This is a genomic window from Azospirillum agricola (assembly GCF_017876095.1).
Taxonomy (GTDB): Bacteria; Pseudomonadota; Alphaproteobacteria; order Azospirillales; family Azospirillaceae; genus Azospirillum; species Azospirillum agricola.
This window is the reverse complement of record NZ_JAGINM010000020.1, coordinates 22,553-38,748: the sequence shown is the minus strand read 5'-3', so window position 1 is coordinate 38,748 and position 16,196 is coordinate 22,553. Positions and strand designations below refer to the sequence as shown.

17 protein-coding genes and 1 tRNA gene are annotated in these 16,196 nt (G+C 66.5%); 10 read left to right on the top strand and 8 right to left on the bottom strand.

Features of this window, described 5'->3' with window-relative positions:
• Positions 1-96: 96 nt before the first annotated feature.
• Positions 97-327, bottom strand: coding sequence for a hypothetical protein (locus J2847_RS25140; RefSeq protein ID WP_209781525.1), 231 nt, complete (start codon positions 325-327; stop codon positions 97-99).
• Between the two features lie 719 nt (positions 328-1,046).
• Between J2847_RS25140 and J2847_RS34980 the strand changes: the two genes are divergently transcribed.
• A complete protein-coding gene (locus J2847_RS34980; RefSeq protein ID WP_411800652.1) occupies positions 1,047-1,373 on the top strand; it encodes a DUF6626 family protein in 327 nt (108 codons plus the stop codon).
• Between the two features lie 12 nt (positions 1,374-1,385).
• Here the strand turns inward: J2847_RS34980 and J2847_RS25135 are convergent, their stop codons facing one another.
• Entirely contained in the window at positions 1,386-1,580 is a 195-nt protein-coding gene (locus J2847_RS25135; protein ID WP_209781524.1) for a hypothetical protein, read from the bottom strand.
• A gap of 189 nt (positions 1,581-1,769) precedes the next feature.
• Here J2847_RS25135 and J2847_RS25130 point away from each other — a divergent pair, with 189 nt between their 5' ends.
• Positions 1,770-2,240, top strand: a complete 471-nt coding sequence (locus tag J2847_RS25130; protein WP_209781523.1) for a DUF6641 family protein — start codon at positions 1,770-1,772, stop codon at positions 2,238-2,240.
• A complete protein-coding gene (locus J2847_RS25125; protein ID WP_233474771.1) occupies positions 2,237-2,608 on the top strand; it encodes a DUF3768 domain-containing protein in 372 nt (123 codons plus the stop codon). Before J2847_RS25130 ends, J2847_RS25125 begins: the two co-directional genes overlap by 4 nt.
• A gap of 550 nt (positions 2,609-3,158) precedes the next feature.
• Here J2847_RS25125 and J2847_RS25120 read toward each other — a convergent pair.
• Positions 3,159-4,370, bottom strand: a complete 1,212-nt coding sequence (locus tag J2847_RS25120) for a glycosyltransferase family 4 protein (RefSeq protein WP_209781522.1) — start codon at positions 4,368-4,370, stop codon at positions 3,159-3,161.
• 66 nt (positions 4,371-4,436) lie between these two features.
• Complete coding sequence (locus J2847_RS25115) at positions 4,437-5,126, bottom strand: calcium-binding protein (RefSeq protein ID WP_085552259.1); 690 nt, start codon at positions 5,124-5,126, stop codon at positions 4,437-4,439.
• A gap of 256 nt (positions 5,127-5,382) precedes the next feature.
• On the opposite strand from J2847_RS25115, the gene J2847_RS25110 reads away from it, so the two are divergent.
• Genes J2847_RS25110 through J2847_RS25100 form a run of 3 tightly spaced genes read left to right on the top strand, consistent with a single transcriptional unit; the run spans position 5,383 to position 8,753 of the window.
• Positions 5,383-5,589, top strand: a complete 207-nt coding sequence (locus J2847_RS25110; RefSeq protein WP_209781521.1) for a hypothetical protein — start codon at positions 5,383-5,385, stop codon at positions 5,587-5,589.
• On the top strand, positions 5,589-7,412 hold the full coding sequence (locus J2847_RS25105; protein ID WP_209781520.1) for a type I secretion system permease/ATPase: 1,824 nt from the start codon (positions 5,589-5,591) through the stop codon (positions 7,410-7,412). Before J2847_RS25110 ends, J2847_RS25105 begins: the two co-directional genes overlap by 1 nt.
• A gap of 9 nt (positions 7,413-7,421) precedes the next feature.
• Positions 7,422-8,753, top strand: a complete 1,332-nt coding sequence (locus tag J2847_RS25100; protein WP_209781519.1) for an HlyD family type I secretion periplasmic adaptor subunit — start codon at positions 7,422-7,424, stop codon at positions 8,751-8,753.
• Positions 8,754-8,912: 159 nt separating this feature from the next.
• Here the strand turns inward: J2847_RS25100 and J2847_RS25095 are convergent, their stop codons facing one another.
• Positions 8,913-9,473, bottom strand: coding sequence for a LuxR C-terminal-related transcriptional regulator (locus J2847_RS25095; protein WP_209781518.1), 561 nt, complete (start codon positions 9,471-9,473; stop codon positions 8,913-8,915).
• 137 nt (positions 9,474-9,610) lie between these two features.
• On the opposite strand from J2847_RS25095, the gene J2847_RS25090 reads away from it, so the two are divergent.
• On the top strand, positions 9,611-10,789 hold the full coding sequence (locus J2847_RS25090) for an acetyl-CoA acetyltransferase (protein WP_411800651.1): 1,179 nt from the start codon (positions 9,611-9,613) through the stop codon (positions 10,787-10,789).
• A 14-nt stretch (positions 10,790-10,803) separates the two neighbouring features.
• Positions 10,804-12,378 (top strand): class I adenylate-forming enzyme family protein, encoded by a 1,575-nt coding sequence (locus tag J2847_RS25085; RefSeq protein ID WP_209781517.1) that lies wholly within the window; start codon positions 10,804-10,806, stop codon positions 12,376-12,378.
• A gap of 146 nt (positions 12,379-12,524) precedes the next feature.
• Here J2847_RS25085 and J2847_RS25080 read toward each other — a convergent pair.
• The 3 genes from J2847_RS25080 to J2847_RS25070 form a co-directional block, all read right to left on the bottom strand.
• Positions 12,525-12,600 (bottom strand) — tRNA-Glu (locus tag J2847_RS25080).
• Positions 12,601-12,643: 43 nt separating this feature from the next.
• Positions 12,644-13,678 carry a threonine aldolase family protein gene (locus tag J2847_RS25075; protein ID WP_209781516.1) on the bottom strand — a complete coding sequence of 345 codons (1,035 nt, stop codon included), beginning with the start codon at positions 13,676-13,678 and terminating at the stop codon, positions 12,644-12,646.
• A gap of 27 nt (positions 13,679-13,705) precedes the next feature.
• Positions 13,706-14,035, bottom strand: a complete 330-nt coding sequence (locus J2847_RS25070) for a hypothetical protein (RefSeq protein WP_209781515.1) — start codon at positions 14,033-14,035, stop codon at positions 13,706-13,708.
• 75 nt (positions 14,036-14,110) lie between these two features.
• On the opposite strand from J2847_RS25070, the gene J2847_RS25065 reads away from it, so the two are divergent.
• Entirely contained in the window at positions 14,111-15,127 is a 1,017-nt protein-coding gene (locus tag J2847_RS25065; protein WP_233474769.1) for an RluA family pseudouridine synthase, read from the top strand.
• 150 nt (positions 15,128-15,277) lie between these two features.
• Positions 15,278-16,162 carry an RNA polymerase sigma factor RpoH gene (gene rpoH, locus J2847_RS25060; protein ID WP_209781513.1) on the top strand — a complete coding sequence of 295 codons (885 nt, stop codon included), beginning with the start codon at positions 15,278-15,280 and terminating at the stop codon, positions 16,160-16,162.
• The last annotated feature ends 34 nt before the right edge of the window (positions 16,163-16,196 follow it).

Sequence of the window (16,196 nt, the reverse complement as noted above, 5' to 3'; positions counted from 1 at the left end):
GGGTGTGCTCCGTGAGCATCCCCCTAGCGTGCGTTCGCAACAATATCGCTCATGGCGCACCTTGGACACAATCGAGAAGGTGGGGGGCTCTGTCAGTTACCTTGCTTTGTAGGTGTCACGCTGAGCGTCTGCAAGGTCGCGCTGTTTGTCAGCGAGAGCCTTTCGCGCTTTCGTTACAGCCGCGCTCTTCTTCGCCAGCTTTCCGCGTTTCACCAACTGATCAGCCTGCCGGGTCGCAGCGTCGGCTGTCGTATCAGGAAGGCCAATCTCAGCGAGGTGCTGGCGCCAGTGCTCTCTCGTAATCCCCATGATCTCGTGCAGTCGCATCGCATATATCCTGAATGTTCTGGTTGATGAATGCGCGAACGCTCACGCATTCGCGAACGTTTGGTGGTTTCGCGGCCTCGCAAACTCGTCCGGCAAACCATCAAACGTGATGTTCTTATGCCTTCTCGTCCTGCGTCAAAGCTGGAAGAGCACATTCCCCCTGTGACAACCACTCACTTGAAGTGAAGCACTGGGTGCTTGCTGGTCGTCACAGGGGGAATTGCTCGTTCTGCGTATAAAGCCCTCATCGCCCCTTCCGTCGAGGCATTCACAGCAGGCGGAAACCCGAATTCCTGCCATTGACCAGCTTCGCCGGTTCAGTCCTCTCATTCCCTGGCTCGCGCCAGTTTCGGTGCCGCACGACGACCCGGAAGGTGATCGCCGCGCAGGTGATGGTTGTGTGTGCTCGCCACAGAGCCATCGTCCTTTGTCGCCCTGCCATCAGCAGGGGTGTCCTACTTACGGGGCCGTTACCAGCCACCATATACCGCCGACCGCCCTGGGTAGGTTGGTGCCATTACAGGGGTTACGTTGCGGTGCCCTCCTGGTGGGCTGGCCTACACTCCTCTCGGCCTTCGTGTGTTCCTATCGGCTCCCGCCGGTCCTTCCACACAGCGGATACGTAACCGCCATTCAGTTCCAGGTATGTGCTATTCGATAAGTATTTATGCGACACGCGATGGCGTGCTGGCAAAAATATGGCCATGAGGTATGCATAAATGTTGGATCAGATATACAAAGAACTTGTTTCAGAGCGTATTTGCTCGTCTCAAGTCGAGTTTAGCCGTGTGTGGCTGGGATCGAGTAGCCGATATTACAGTAATATACTTGCAACTGGTCGCCAACCAAGCATACAGGTTCTTACAAGTCTCGTGCTTCGTCTTGAGCGCCTCGCTGCCACGTTGGCGGAACGCAACCCTCGATCGGCAACGGCCAACCGCCTGCGACGGTGTGCGGACATTGTTTGGGCGGACATAGACCAGCGTAGCCTTTGCCGCACGCCACGTCGCCGCACAGTGCGTTCCGCCTCCGTGCTTGCCCAGTAGCAGCCCTAGTGATCAAATGTGCTGGTTGCGCTTCTGGCGCGCTTGGCGTGGGGCGGCAATGCCAGCGACACATCGGCGCTGCATGAGGCGAACGCGAGCCTCAAGATTGTCCATGACCTCCTTCGGCAACGGCTTGTTTCCTGGCTGAGTTGGCATTGGTAAATCAGCATCGATATACTGGATGTCGTCGATATACGTCTTATCCATTTTTAGTCGCCTTGTGTGAGTGTTGCGCTACTACACGAGTAGCAGGTGTATTTAGTCCGATACGGCAAGCAGCTCTTCACTTCAGGTGAAGCGGGCATTTTGAGACTTAAGGGTCCTGACTCAACCTAGGGTATTGAATGGCGTTGCCATGGTGTTATCGTTGGGGAACGGAACAAATGGAGAACCCCAATGAGCATCCTGGACAGCCTGACGCTTACGAGCACCGCGAAGCGCATCGACACCAGCCCAGTCGGCACCGCTCGCCGCAAGTTGCTCGACGCCCTGGGCCTTCAGATCGAGGCCGCGACGGCGACGATCAAAGGCGAGGTGTTCATCCGCCGTGTCGGCCGGTGGGTGGACGTCAATGGCACGAAGGAACGCCGCGACGTGCCGGTGCGGTTCCGGCCCTGGTGGTGGAAGGACGAGGCGGGAACGATCCACCTCCACATCCACTACGGCAACAGGCCGCTCGAACTCAAGCCCGGCAAGGCCGCAATCACGGTCGGTGCGATGGACAACCTGCTGCCCACGCTGGAGCAGATCAAGCTGGCGGTGGCGGCGGGTGAGCTCGACAAGGCGATGACCGAGGCGGTCGCGCGGCGGCAGCGCGTGCTGAAGAAGCCGGTGACGACCGCCAAGGCTGGGAAGCCGGCGCAATGACCGGCAAGGCGATGGGGCATGAGATTGGCCCCAAGAGGGGCCAATCCAAGGTGGCTGAAATCGCACGCCTCAACGACCATCTGCGCCGAACCTTCGATGGCGGTCGGGTGGTCATCACCGCCGGCATTGCTGCGCTCGCCCCCCTTCACCTCAATCTCGTCCTCGCCGGGGTTCGTACCTTCAACGCCTTCACGGTGGACAACGACCCCTGTAGCGAGCACGACTGCGCGACCTTGGTGGTGCGAGGGGTTGGGGTGTTGTGGAAGATCGACTACTACGACCCCACGATGACCTATCTGTCATCCGATGCCGCTGATCCCAGCGTGACCGTACGGGTGTTGACGATCATGCTGGCCGACGAGTACTGAAGGGTAGGGATGGGGCCGAATAGGAACTGCATTGGCTAAAATATCCTATGAAATCGGTGTAATGGGATTTAAAACCTTCCAGTCGTCACCCTAGCACAGAGCTAGCACATAATGCGCCGCATCCCAGCAAAAACAATTAATTAGCCTATAATGCTTGCAACTGAAAATCCCCGTGTCGGCGGTTCAATTCCGTCCCTGGGCACCATCCAATTCGCAGCGTCATCGACGTTGCAGCGAAGAGCGGCGGAAAACGGGAAACCGGTTCGCCGCTCTTTTCTTGCCCGCATCCGCCCGCCGATGTCCCGTGGCCCGATACCCGTGGCCGACGTCGCTGCCGCTTCCGCGAGGCGTTCGCTGGCCGCGCTGTTGGGGCGCGCCCGGTGGCGGCCCCAGCCATTCCGAAAGTCCGGCTTTCCCAAATCCTGCACGCCCGGCGTGCAGAGCCTCCGGTCGCAAAGGCCGCGCGGCAACCGGCATGGCGGTGTGGCCGGGATGACGGCGTGACTCAGCCAAACCGGCCTCCGGAAAATGCGGCACGTTTCAGTGCCCTTCAGCGCCCGGCCATGTCGTGGATCAGGCGGGTCTGGCGGGCCAGGCAATCGGGACGGGCATAGCGGTCGATCACCGTCCGGCGGGCGGCCCGGCCCAGCGGGGCGAAGGCGCCAGGATCGCCCAGCACATCGATCACGCGGTCGGCGATCGACCCGGGCGAGAAGAAATCGGCGAGCAGGCCGTTCTCGCCATGCCGGATGACCTCGCGCACCGGCGCGGTGTCGGAGCCCACCACCACGCGGCCGAGCGCCATCACCTCCAGCATCGACCAGGACAGCACGAAGGGGTAGGTGAGATAGACGTGGACCCGCGACACCCCGATCACCGCCAGGAAGCGCTCATAGGGCAGGTGCCCCAGGAAGACCACCCGCGCGGGATCGACTGGCACCTCCCTCAGCATCGCCTCGCGCCATGTGCCGCCTTCCCGGGGGCGGGCGCCATAGCTGGTCTCGTCGCCGCCGACGATCAGGATGGTGGCGTCGGGCCGCGCGTCCAGGATGCGCGGAACCGCCCGCAGGAAGTTGGGAAAACCGCGGTATGGCTCCAGATTGCGGGCGGCGTAGGTCACCACCGGATCGCCGGGCGCCAGCACGCGGCCGTCCGGCAGGGTGACGCGCGCCGCCGGATCGGGGCGCAGGCCGGCGGTGTCGACGCCGTCGTGAATGGTCGCGATCTTGGACCGGAACGGCTCGGGATGGGTGGCCCGCTGCCATTCGGTCGGCGCGATTCCCCGGTCGCAGCTCTCCAGCGCCAGCAGCAGCGGCGTGTTGCGCATGCGCAGGCTCAGCCGGGCGTCGAGGTCGGGCGGATAGACAGGGTCGAAGCCGAAATCCCGGTCCTGCGCGCCATAGTAGAACTCGCAGTAGCTCAGGTACGGCACCTGCGGCAAAACGTCCTTGACGAACAGCGTCTCGCCCCAGCCGGGATGACCGACGACGATGTCGGGGACGGAACCCTCCTTGCGCAGCGACAAAAGGACGCGCGCGACCTCCTGCCCATGCAGGACGGCGTTTTCGGTGCTCAGCAGATACGGGTGGGTCGGTGGACCGGCGGTGCGCCGCGTGCCGTAGGTCAGTCTTCGCACGCCGGGGATGTCCCGGTCGGCGCGGCGGGAGATGAAGGCAACCTGGTTGGACGGGTCGGCTGCCAGCGCCGCGGCCAGATGCTTGTACTGGCCGGGAAAATTCTGATGGATGAAGGCGATTTTCATGGTCGGGCGGGATTGCTGCGGTGTCCGGTCGGGGAACGGCGTCCCCCGACCGCACCATGGCCGGGCTCAGACCCGGTCGATGTAGTCGCTGAGCCAGAAGGTCGATCCGTTCACATCGAGGTATTCGATGCGGCCGGCGCCGAATCCGCTCCCGCTGTAGAAGTCGTAGATCTGTATGTATTCGGAGAGCGAGCCATCCTTGTGGATGACGAGGTTGTTGGCGCTGCCGCCATAGGCGGCGGCGGAGGTGATGGTGAGCTGGCTGATGTTGGTCACGCCATTGACGCGGACCGTGTCGTAATCGCCTTGGGAATCGTAATAGAGATCCTGGCCGTCCGAGCCGAAGTTGAAGATGTAGAAGTCGTTGTCGGAGCCGCCTTCGATGGTGTCGTTTCCGGAGCCGCCCGCAAGAACGTCCTGTCCGCTCTCGGTGCCGTAGTCGCCATAGATATAGTCGTCGCCGGATCCGCCATTAATGGTGTCGTTGTTGTTTCCGCCATAGATGGTGTCGTTTCCGGCTTCGCCGTAAATAATATCGTTGTTGTCCCACCCATCGAGGAAGTCATTGCCATTTCCCCCGAAGATGGTGTCGTTTCCGAACCAGCCCGTGATCTGGTCGTCGCCATCCTCCCCATCCAGGCGATCGTTGTCGGTGTATCCATAGATGGTGTCGTTGCCCGCGCCGCCATAAATCGTGTTGGGTCCGCTGTATGGACCAAGGTTATTTGCGCCCGCATCGCCGTAATAGGTCGCCATTTTTTTCTCCAAATTCGGCCAGCCTGCCTGGCTTTACAGGGTTATTTTAGAGAAACCGCAAGAGTCAAGTAAAAATATAAATACATAAGAATAGAAAACTAATGATTCGCTCTCAAAATAAATACTTATGAAGGAAATTATTCGGGTAATTCTAAAGGTGGTTTGAGAAGTTAACGAATCGTTTACTGATGCTGGGCTTATGTTGGCCGGGTTCGGCAACCAATGCCAGGGCCATCCATTCGATTGGGAATGCGCCATGATGATCGGCCAGACCGCGCCTCTGAATGCTTTACCGTCGTCAGGAGCCGCCCGGTGGAAGACCCTGGGTGCGGCAAGACATTCCGGTGTCTTCCCGTTTTCGGCTGGAGCCGGCGAGACCGGCGATGCGGCCGGCGACGGCTTGCCGGAGGCCCTGAAGTCCGGCGCCGGCAAAGCCGGCCCCGACGACCGCAAGCCCGTCTGATGCCCCCCCCCGCGCCGTCGACGGAGAAGACCGCCCGTCAAGCGGCGGCCGTGCCCGGCCCCGCGGCGATCGTCGCGCGCTGCCGGGCGCCGCTGCTGTGGGTGGCCGGGTTCAGCCTGCTCGTTAACCTGCTGATGTTGACCTCCTCGCTGTACATGATGCAGGTCTACGACCGGGTTCTGCCGTCGGGCAGTCTGTCGACGCTGCTGTTCCTGTCGCTGATCGCCGCGGGGGCGCTGGCCCTGCTCGGCGCGCTCGACTACCTGCGGGTGCGGACGCTCGGCGTGCTGGGCGACTGGATGGAACGCCGCCTCGGCCCGCCGATGCTGGAGCGGATGGTGGACGGCGCCCTGCTCGGGCAGGGGCAGCGTGCCGAAATCCTGCGTGACCTCGGAACCGTGCGCGGCGTGCTCGGCAACGGCCTGACCTTTCTGTTCGACGCGCCCTGGGTTCCGGTCTATCTGGCGTTGCTCTACGCGCTGCACCCGGTGCTGGGACATGTCGCGATGGCCTCCGCGCTGCTGCTGTTCGCGCTGGCGCTGATCAACGACCGGGTCACCCGCGCCAGTCTGGGCGAAGCCGCCGCAGCCAGCACCCGCGCCCTGGCCACCGCCGAGACCGCCATGCGCAACGCCGAGGCGGTGGACGCCATGCACCTGCTGCCCGGCCTGACCCGCCGGTGGGAGCGCGACCACGCCCGCGCGCTCGACTTGCAGGAGCGGGCGCATCGGCGTGGGACGGCGCTGCTGAACCTGACCAAGTTCCTGCGGCAGATGGTGCAGGTGGCCATGCTGGGGGCCGGCGCCTGGCTGGTGGTGCGGCACGAGATGGGCGCCGGCTCGATGATGGCCGCGTCGCTGGTGGTCGGCCGGGCGCTCGCCCCGGTGGAGCAGGCCATCGGCGGCTGGCGGCAGGTCAGCGCGGGGCGCGATGCCTGGCGCCGGCTGACCGCGTTCTTCGCGCGGCCGATGCGCCGCTCCGCCGGTTTGCCGCTGCCGCCGCCGGCCGGGCGGCTGACCGTGCAGACCGTGGCGTTCCGCATCGGCGATCGGGGACGGCCGCTGCTGAACAACGTGTCGTTCGAGGCGCGGGCCGGCGAGGCGCTGGCGATCGTCGGCCCGTCGGCGGCCGGCAAATCGACGCTGGCCCGGCTTCTGGTCGGGCTGCACCCGCCGTTGGGTGGCGCGGTGCGGCTGGACGGCGCCGACCTGTTCCAGTGGCGGCGCGACGACGTCGGCCGGCACATCGGCTATCTGCCGCAGGATGTCGAACTGTTCGCCGGCACGGTGGCGGAGAACATCGCCCGGCTGGGCGAGCCCGCCCCGGACGCGGTGGTGGAGGCGGCACGGCTCGCCGACTGCCACGCCATGATCCTGCGGCTGCCGAACGGCTACGACACCGAGGTCGGCGACGGCGGCGCCTTCCTGTCCGGCGGGCAGCGCCAGCGGATCGCCCTGGCCCGTGCGCTGTACGGCGCCCCGAAGCTGGTGGTTCTGGACGAGCCCAACGCCAGCCTCGACGCCGAGGGCGAGCAGGCGCTGAACCGGGCCATCGCGGCGTTGAAGGAACGGGGAGCCTGCGTGATCGTCATCGGTCATCGGCCCGGCACGCTGGCCCAGGTGGACCGCATGGTCGCCTTGCGCGACGGTCGGGTGGAGGCGTTCGGCCCGCGTGCCGAGGTGCTGGAGGCGCTGAAGCGCCGCACCCTGCAATCGGTGCCCGGCGGGGCGGCGCCCGCGCGCGGAGCCCAGGCCGGCGCGGCGCATTCACCGGGGGGCCAGCCCTTCATGGTCCAGGCGCCGACGCTTCAGATGGGGGAGTGAGGTTCGGTTATGGCCAAAGACAACCCTGTCGATCCTCCGCCGTCGCGCCCGCCGGTCGGCCGGTTCGTCGTCGCCGGTCTTGCGCTGGGGCTCGCCGGTTTCGGGGGCTTCGGCGCCTGGGCCGCGCTCGCCCCGCTCGCCAGCGCGGCGGTGGCGCCCGGCACCGTCACCGCCGACAGTCATCGAAAGACCGTGCAGCATCTGGACGGCGGCATCGTTGCGGAGCTTCTGGTGCGCGACGGCGACCGCGTGGTGGCGGGGCAACCGTTGATCCGGCTCGACGATCTGGAATCCCGTTCGACGGTGACGCTGCTGGAAGGGCAGCTCTGGGCGTTGCTGGCGCAGGAGACGCGGCTGATCGCCGAGCGCGACGAGGCGCCGGCGATGGCCCTGCCCAAGGCTCTGGCCGCGAAGGCCGCCGACCCGGTCTCCGCCGCGAGCGTGGCGGAAATGCTCGGCGGACAGGAGCGCATCTTCGCCAGCCGTCGCGCCAGCCTGGAGGGGCGCGCCGTGGTCACCCGGCAGCGAATCGCCCAGCTGGAGGCGCAGATCGCCGGCCTGGAGGCGCAACGCAAGGCCGGAGGGCGCCAGCTTGTCCTGATCCAGGAGGAAACGGCAGCCGTGGCGGAGATGGTCGCCAAGGGGTTGGAGCGCAAGCCGAGGCTGCTCGCCCTGATGCGGCAGGCGGTGGAACTGGAAGGGGTGCAGGGCGACCTTGCCAACCGCATCGCCCAGGCCCGCGAGGGCATCGCGCAGGCGGAGCTGGAGATCCTGGGCCTGCGCGCCGACCAGCAGAGCGAGGTCGCCACCGAACTGCGCGACGTGCAGATCCGTCGCGCCGAGGCCGAGGAAAAGCTGGCCGCCGCCTCCATCCGTCACGGCCGGCGCGACGTGCTGGCGCCGGAGTCCGGCACGGTGATGAATTTGCGCGCCTTCGCACCGGGGGCGGTGGTGGCGCCCGGCGAGGCGATCCTGGATCTCGTGCCGCTCGATGACCGTCTGGTGATCGACGCGCGGGTCAGCCCGACCGACATCGACGTGGTGCACGCCGGCCTGCCGGCAAAGGTGGTGCTGAGCGCATTCAAGAGCCGCACCACGCCGCAGCTCGACGGCGCGGTGCTGCGCGTGTCGGCCGATGCGGTGACCGACGAGCGCACCGGGCAGCCCTACTATCAGGCCCGCGTGGCGGTGGACGCGGCCCAGCTCACGGCATTGAGGGACGTGCATCTCCTGCCGGGCATGCCTGCGGAAACGCTGATCGTCACCGGCGAGCGGACCTTGTTGCGTTACCTGACGCAGCCGATCGAGGACAGTTTCCGCAAGGCTTTCCGCGAGGAGTGATGCCAGGGCCGGAAAATCTTGACGCCCGCTCCTGGCATCGGCCGCGACGGCGGCCGCGCGGAACGTTCCGGGATTGGTATGAGAAGGGATCCCCGCCATCCTCCCCTGGCCCCGTCGGCGGGAGGGATGGTGGCCGACCGCCGCACCGGCCAAGAGTTCCTATTCGACCAGGATGATCTGCGACACCAGATCCGCCGCGTTCCTTGCGCCGACCTTCCTCATCACCTGCGCGCGATGGGCCTCGACCGTCCGGTGCGAGATGTTGAGGATGTTGGCGATCTCCTTGGACGTGTGGCCGTTCACGATGTACCGGGCGATCTCCCGCTCGCGCACCGTCAGGGACACCGACTTGACGACAGCCTCCGCGATGATGACGAAGCTCCAGACCATCAGGTCGAACGGTGTCCCGGGTGACAGGGTGACACCGCAGGCCCTTACCCAGAAGATGTCGGCGTTCCGCTTCTGCATGAAGCGCTCGTCTTCATAGTCCTTCTGCGTTTGCAGGGCCTTTTCACACCGCTCCCCGATCGCGTCGTAATCGGCCGTGCTCGGGTAGAGCTTGCGGACCGACTGGCCGACCAGCTCCGCGCGGGAATAGCCGAACATCCTTTCCACGGCCTTGTTGCATTCCATGATGCGCCGCCTGGCCAGCACGAGCTGGGCGGTGGGGGACTCCAGGAAGCCCATCCGCATCATCGAGTCCGACGCGAGAACGCTCACGCGATCCTCCCTTGAAACCCGGCCGGTGAAACCCGGCCAGCCTCGTGGAACTACGTAGGCTTATAGGTATTTGCACGAATGGAGCCAATGTGTTTTTGGCCGTAAAAATTTGCTACACGAACAATGGGAGACGGCCAGTGATCAGCCCCGAGGTTTGCATCGTCGGAAGCGGCCACACGGCTTTCGGGAAATTGACCGGACAGACCCTGGAGGATCTCATCGTCGCGTCGGCGCGGGAAGCGGTCGACGAAGCCGGGATCGACCCGTCGGCCATCGACGCCGTGTTTCTCGGGCATTTCAATTCCGGGCTCGTCCCCGACGGCTTCGCCTCCTCCCTGATCCACCAGCTGTCGCCGTCTCTCCGCTTCAAGCCGGCCGTCCGCTGCGAGAACGCCTGCGCGTCGGGGGCGGCGGCGATCCATGCCGGCCTTCACGCGATCCTCGCCAGGCGGGCGGAAACGGTGCTGGTGGTCGGCGCGGAGAAGATGACGCATCGCTCCACGGCGGACGTCACCCAGGCCCTGGCGGGAGCGGGGTACCAGAACGACGCGGCCGAAGCCGGCCTCAGCTTCCCCCAGCTGTTCGCGCTCGCCGCCCGGCAGTACCGGGAACGCTACGCCGACCCGCTGGAGGCGATGGCGCTGATCGCGTCGAAGAACCACACGAACGCGCTGGCGAATCCCCTGGCGCAGATGCGCCGGGCGATGGATTTCGAGACCTGCAACACGGTCAGCGAGAAGAACCCACTGATCGCTCCGCCGCTCCGCCTGACCGACTGCTCGCTGGTCACCGACGGCGCCGCGGCCCTGGTCCTCACGCGGGCCGGCAACGCCGCGGGCTTCAAGCGCAGCGTCCGCTTCCGCTCCGCGGCGCATGTCAGCGATTGCCTGCCCATGGCGACGCGCGACTTCCTGGCCTTCGAGGGCCCCGAACGGGCGATCCGGACCGCCTACCGGGACGCCGGCATCGGCGTGGAGGATCTCCATTTCGCCGAGGTCCATGACTGCTTCACGATCGCCGAGCTGCTGATCTACGAAGCGATGGGGGTTGCGGACAAGGGCAAGGGCATCCGCGCGCTGAAGGACGGCGTGGTCCATCGCGGCGGACGGACGCCCGTCAACCTCTCGGGCGGCCTGAAGGCGAAGGGGCATCCGGTCGGCGCGACGGGCGTGTCGATGCACGCCATCGCCTACCGCCAGCTGACAGGGCAGGCCGGCGACCTGCAACAGCCCGGCGCCGCGCTTGGGCTGGTGTTCAACATGGGTGGCGCCGGCGTCGCCAACTATGCCTCCGTCCTGGAAGCCGGGCGCGCTTAGAGGGGGACCGCACCATGAACATCGCGAATTGGCTGCACGCCTCCGCCACGGCGACCCCCGACGCGCCGGCCATCTTCCACGGCGAGGCGCTGCACGCGACCTACGGTGCGTTCGCCGAGCGCAGCCGGCGGCTTGCCGCCGCGCTCACGAACACTTATGGCGTGAAGCCCGGCGACCGGGTCGCCCTCTTCCTGAAGAATTGCCCGGACTATCTGGAGATCCTGTACGCCGTCTGGTGGGCCGGCGGCGTGACCGTTCCGGTGAACAACAAGCTGCACCCCAAGGAGGTCGCCTGGATCGTCGAAGCCTCCGGAGCGTCGGTGGTCTTCACCGACGGGGGCGCGCTTCACACGGCCTGCGCCCTGCCGGCCTCCTGCGCCGAGGTCGGTGTCCGGTCGCCCGAGTACCGTGGGATGCTGGAATCCGCCGCGGCGGCGGGCAAGCCGTACCCCACCCGCAAGGACGATGTGGCGTGGCTCTTCTACACCTCGGGCACCACGGGACGGCCCAAGGGGGTGATGCTGACGCATTGGAACCTGGCGGTCATGACCTTCTGCTACGGGCTCGACGTCGACCGCGTCGAACCGGGGGACCAGGCGCTCTACGCGGCCCCCCTGTCCCACGGGGCCGGTCTCTACAACTTCGCCTATGTCCGTGCCGGCGCGCGCCATGTCGTCCCGGTCTCCCAGGGCTTCGATCCGGAGGAGATCATCGGGCTTGCACGTCATCACCGGCGCCTGTCCTTCTTCGCGGCGCCGACCATGGTCAAGCGGTTGACGGAGACGGCCAGAACGGCCGGCTACGACGGCGACGGCATCAAGCTGGTCGTCTACGGCGGCGGCCCGATGTACGCGGCCGACATCGACGACGCGCTGTCGGTGCTGGGGCCACGGTTCGCTCAAATCTATGGTCAGGGCGAGAGCCCGATGACGATCAGCGTCCTGCCGCGCCATGTGGTGTCCGACGAGACCCACCCACGCTGGCGGGAGCGGCGCGCCTCGGTCGGCTACGCCCAGGCCTGCATCGCCATCAAGGTGGTGGATGACGATCTGCGCGAGGTCCCGGCCGGAACGCCCGGCGAGCTCCTGGTGTCCGGCGACACCGTCATGAAGGGCTACTGGAACAACGCGGACGCGACCGGCCAGACCGTCGTCGACGGCTGGCTGCGCACCGGCGACATCGGCCGGCTGGACGAGGACGGGTTCCTGACCCTGACCGACCGCTCGAAGGACGTCATCATCTCCGGCGGCACCAACATCTACCCCCGCGAGGTGGAGGAGGTGCTGGCGCGGCACCCGGCGATCCTCGAAGTGTCGGTGATCGGCGTGCCCGACCCGGAATGGGGCGAGCAGGTCGTCGCCTTCGTCGTCCGTCGCGACGGGATGGCGTGCGACACCGGTGACCTGGAAAACTGGTGCCGGGCGGAGATCGCTTCCTTCAAGAAGCCCAGGCAATACGTGTTCCGCGACGAGCTGCCCAAGAACAGCTATGGGAAGATTCTGAAGACCGTCCTGCGCGACGAGTTTTCAGCGCAGCGGCCGGGAGGGTCGGGAGTATCCGGGGGGTCGTGCTCGGCCGGCTTATCCTGAAGCGAAAGGAGCGCCTGACACCCGCCCCGCCGAGCACGGAATTCCGGACATTCCCTGTCTCGGGGGCGTGCGGTTCGATGCCGCTCGAGAAACCCTTCAAAACGACTAAGCCCCGCACGAGGCGGGGCTTAAGTCATTGACGCGGTTGGCGTCCCCTAGGGGATTCGAACCCCTGTTACCGCCGTGAGAGGGCGGTGTCCTAGGCCTCTAGACGAAGGGGACGTCGTTGGCGTGGGCGGGTTTTTAGCGAACCCTGACGAAGTGATCAAGCACTTTCTTTCGTCGCCGATACGATTTTTAGAAAAGCGTCCACCGCGGCCGCCGGCGTGTCGAAGGAGGTCACCAGGCGCACCAATCCGTCGTCCCAACGGTAGAATGCGAAACCTTCCGTCTCCAGCGCCCGGATGGTCTTTTCCGGCAGGCGCACGAACAGTTCGTTCGCCTCCACCGGATGCTCCAGCGTGACCTCGGGAACACCGGCCAGCCCCGTCGCCAAGCGCGCGGCCATGGCGTTGGCGTGATGGGCGAGGCGCAGCCACAGGCCGTCGGCCAGCCACGCGTCGAGCTGCGCCGACAGGAAGCGCGTCTTCGACACCAGATGGCCGCCGCGCTTGCGGGCGTAGCCGAAATCCTCGGCCATCGCCGGATTGAAGAAGACCACCGCCTCGGCCGCCAGGCAGCCGCCCTTGGTGCCGCCCAGCGCCAGCACGTCCACCCCGGCCCGCCACGTCACGTCGGCCGGCGCGCAGCCCAGATGGGCCATCGCGTTGGCGAAGCGCGCCCCGTCCATGTGGACCGCCATGCCGTTGGCGTGCGCCACGTCGACCAGCGCCCCGACCTCGGCCGGGCTGTAGACGGTGCCGGCCTCGGTCGCCTGGGTCAGGCTGAGCGCCGCCGGCTGAACCCGGTGGACGACGTTGACGCCGGCCCGCGCCACCGCCCGCGCCACCGCCTCCGGCGTCAGCTTGCCGCCGGCGCCCGGCAGGGGCACCAGCTTGGCGCCGCCGGTGAAGAATTCGGGGGCGCCGCATTCGTCCACCGTGATGTGCGCCTCCTCGTGGCAATAGACCGCGCCGAAGGGGGGCACCAGCGCCGACAGCGCCAGGGCGTTGGCCGCCGTTCCGGTCGCCACCGGGAACACCGCCACCGGGGTCTCGAACAGCGCCGACAGGCGCTCGGTCAGCCGGCGGGTCAACGGGTCGTCGCCGTAGGGGCTGGCCGAGCCGGTCGAGGCGGCGGCCAGGGCCGTCATCACCTCCGGCGCCGCGCCCGCCACATTGTCGCTGCGGAAATCATGCATGGTCGAGGGTCCGGGTCTGGGAAGGGGTCAGGGGGCGGGCTTGCCGGCGGTGACGGTCGCGGTGACGGCGCCGTTGCGCGGATCCATCATGTACAGCCGATCCAGCCCCTGGGGCAGGGTGACCTTGAACAGGACGCGGTTGTTGACCACCACGATCTCGCCGATGCGCGACCCGGCGGGCACGTCCAGCGTGACGTCGGCGGGTTCGCGGCCGGGCGGCGCACGGTCGGAATCGGCGGCCTGTTGGGCGGCGCGGCTGGGATCGGTCGCGCGTTTGTAAAGCTCCACCCCGAGGAAGGTGAAGCCGGCGATGATCAGAACGCCCATGATGACGACGAGTGCCTTGAGGATCTGCACGGTTTGGGGTCCACTCCCGGACAAATGAGACGACAAGAGAAAACTGGCGAACACGCGATGAAAGACGCCCGATCGATGCCCGGAACGATGCCCGAGTCCGGCGACAGCGTCCAGCAGGCACCGCTCGCCTACACGGTTCCCGTGACGGCGGCCGGCGAGCGGCTGGACAAGGCGCTGGCCGCCGGGCTGCCCGACCTCTCGCGTTCGCGCGTGCAGGCCCTGCTGGAGCAGGGGCGGGTGAGCGAGGCCGGGCGGACGATAACGGACCCGTCCATGAGGGTCAAACCCGGCCAAAATTTCGACGTTTTCATCCCCGAAGCTGAGGCTGCGCAGCCGGAGGCCCAGGACATCCCCCTGGACGTGCTGTTCGAGGACGAGGACGTGCTGGTGATCGACAAGCCGGCCGGTCTGGTGGTTCATCCCGCCGCCGGCAACCCCGACAACACGCTGGTGAACGCGCTGCTCGCCCATTGCGGCGACAGCCTGTCGGGCATCGGCGGCGTGCGGCGGCCGGGCATCGTCCACCGGCTGGACAAGGACACCAGCGGCCTGATGGTGGTCGCCAAGAACGACCGCGCCCACCATGGCCTGACCGAGCAGTTCAGCGACCGGTCGCTCAGCCGCACCTACCACGCGCTGGTCTGGGGCGTGCCCAACCCCAGGCAGGGGCGGATCGAGGGCGCCATCGGGCGCAGCTCCGCCGACCGCAAGAAGATGGCGGTGGTCGAGCATGGCGGCAAGCACGCCGCCACCCGCTACCGCGTGCTGAAGAGCTTCGGGCAGGCCGCCGCCCTGGTCGAATGCGTGCTGGAAACCGGCCGCACCCACCAGATCCGCGTCCACATGGCCCACATCGGCCACCCGCTGGTCGGCGACCCGCTCTATGGCCGGGGCCGCTCGTCGCGTCCGGGGGGGAAGCACGCCTCGACCCTGCCGGAACCGGCGCGCCGGGCCCTTGTTGAGTTTCCACGGCAGGCCCTGCACGCCACCGCGCTGACCTTCCGGCACCCGTCGCGCGAGGAGACGATGACCTTCCACGCGCCGATGCCCGCCGACTTCCATGAACTGATTGTCATCCTAGAATCGGTTTAAATTAATGCGCGGGGGGTGGTCGCCTGGTTTAGAGTCGGGGCCATGGCAGGCTTCGATGCCCGCTCCGACTGAGGGGCCGGGAGCCCGCGCAGACAAGAACGGCCCCCCGCGCAGCCTTGCGCGCGGGGGCCGCAGGAAAGGGGAAAAGACATGGCGACAGCATCCAGCGTTCCGGCGATCGGGGCCGAGAGCAATCTCTCCCGCTATCTCCAGGAAATCCGCAAGTTCCCGATGCTGGAGCCCCAGAAGGAATACATGCTGGCCAAGCGCTGGCAGCAGCATGAGGATTCCGGTGCCGCCCACCAGCTCGTCACCAGCCATCTGCGGCTGGTCGCCAAGATCGCCATGGGCTACCGGGGCTACGGGCTGCCGCTGTCCGAGCTGATCTCGGAGGGCAACGTCGGCATGATGCAGGCGGTCAAGCGCTTCGACCCGGACCGCGGCTTCCGTCTGGCGACCTACGCGATGTGGTGGATCCGCGCGGCGATCCAGGAATACATCCTGCACAGCTGGTCGCTGGTGAAGATGGGCACCACCGCCGCCCAGAAGAAGCTGTTCTTCAACCTGCGCCGGCTGAAGGGCCAGATGCAGGCGATCGAGGAGGGCGACCTGTCGCCCGAGCAGGTCAACGCCATCGCCACCAAGCTGGACGTGCCGGAGCAGGACGTCGTCAACATGAACCGGCGCCTCGCCAGCCCCGACCATTCGCTGAACGCGCCGCTGCGCGTCGACGGCGAGGGCGAGTGGCAGGACTGGCTGGTCGACGAATCGGCCAACCAGGAGATCACGCTCGGCGACCAGCAGGAGCTGGGCAAGCGCCGCAAGCTGTTGAGCGGCGCCATGGAGAACCTGAACGACCGCGAGCGCGACATCCTGATGGAGCGCCGCCTGCGCGAGGTGCCGACGACGCTGGAGGATCTGTCGCAGAAATACGGCATCAGCCGCGAGCGCGTCCGCCAGATCGAGGTCCGCGCCTTCGAGAAGTTGCAGAAGGCGATCAAGAACGCGGCGATCGAGCAGAACATGGTGATGTGACGGTGCCGCGCAGGGCGGAAACCGGGGCCGCGAC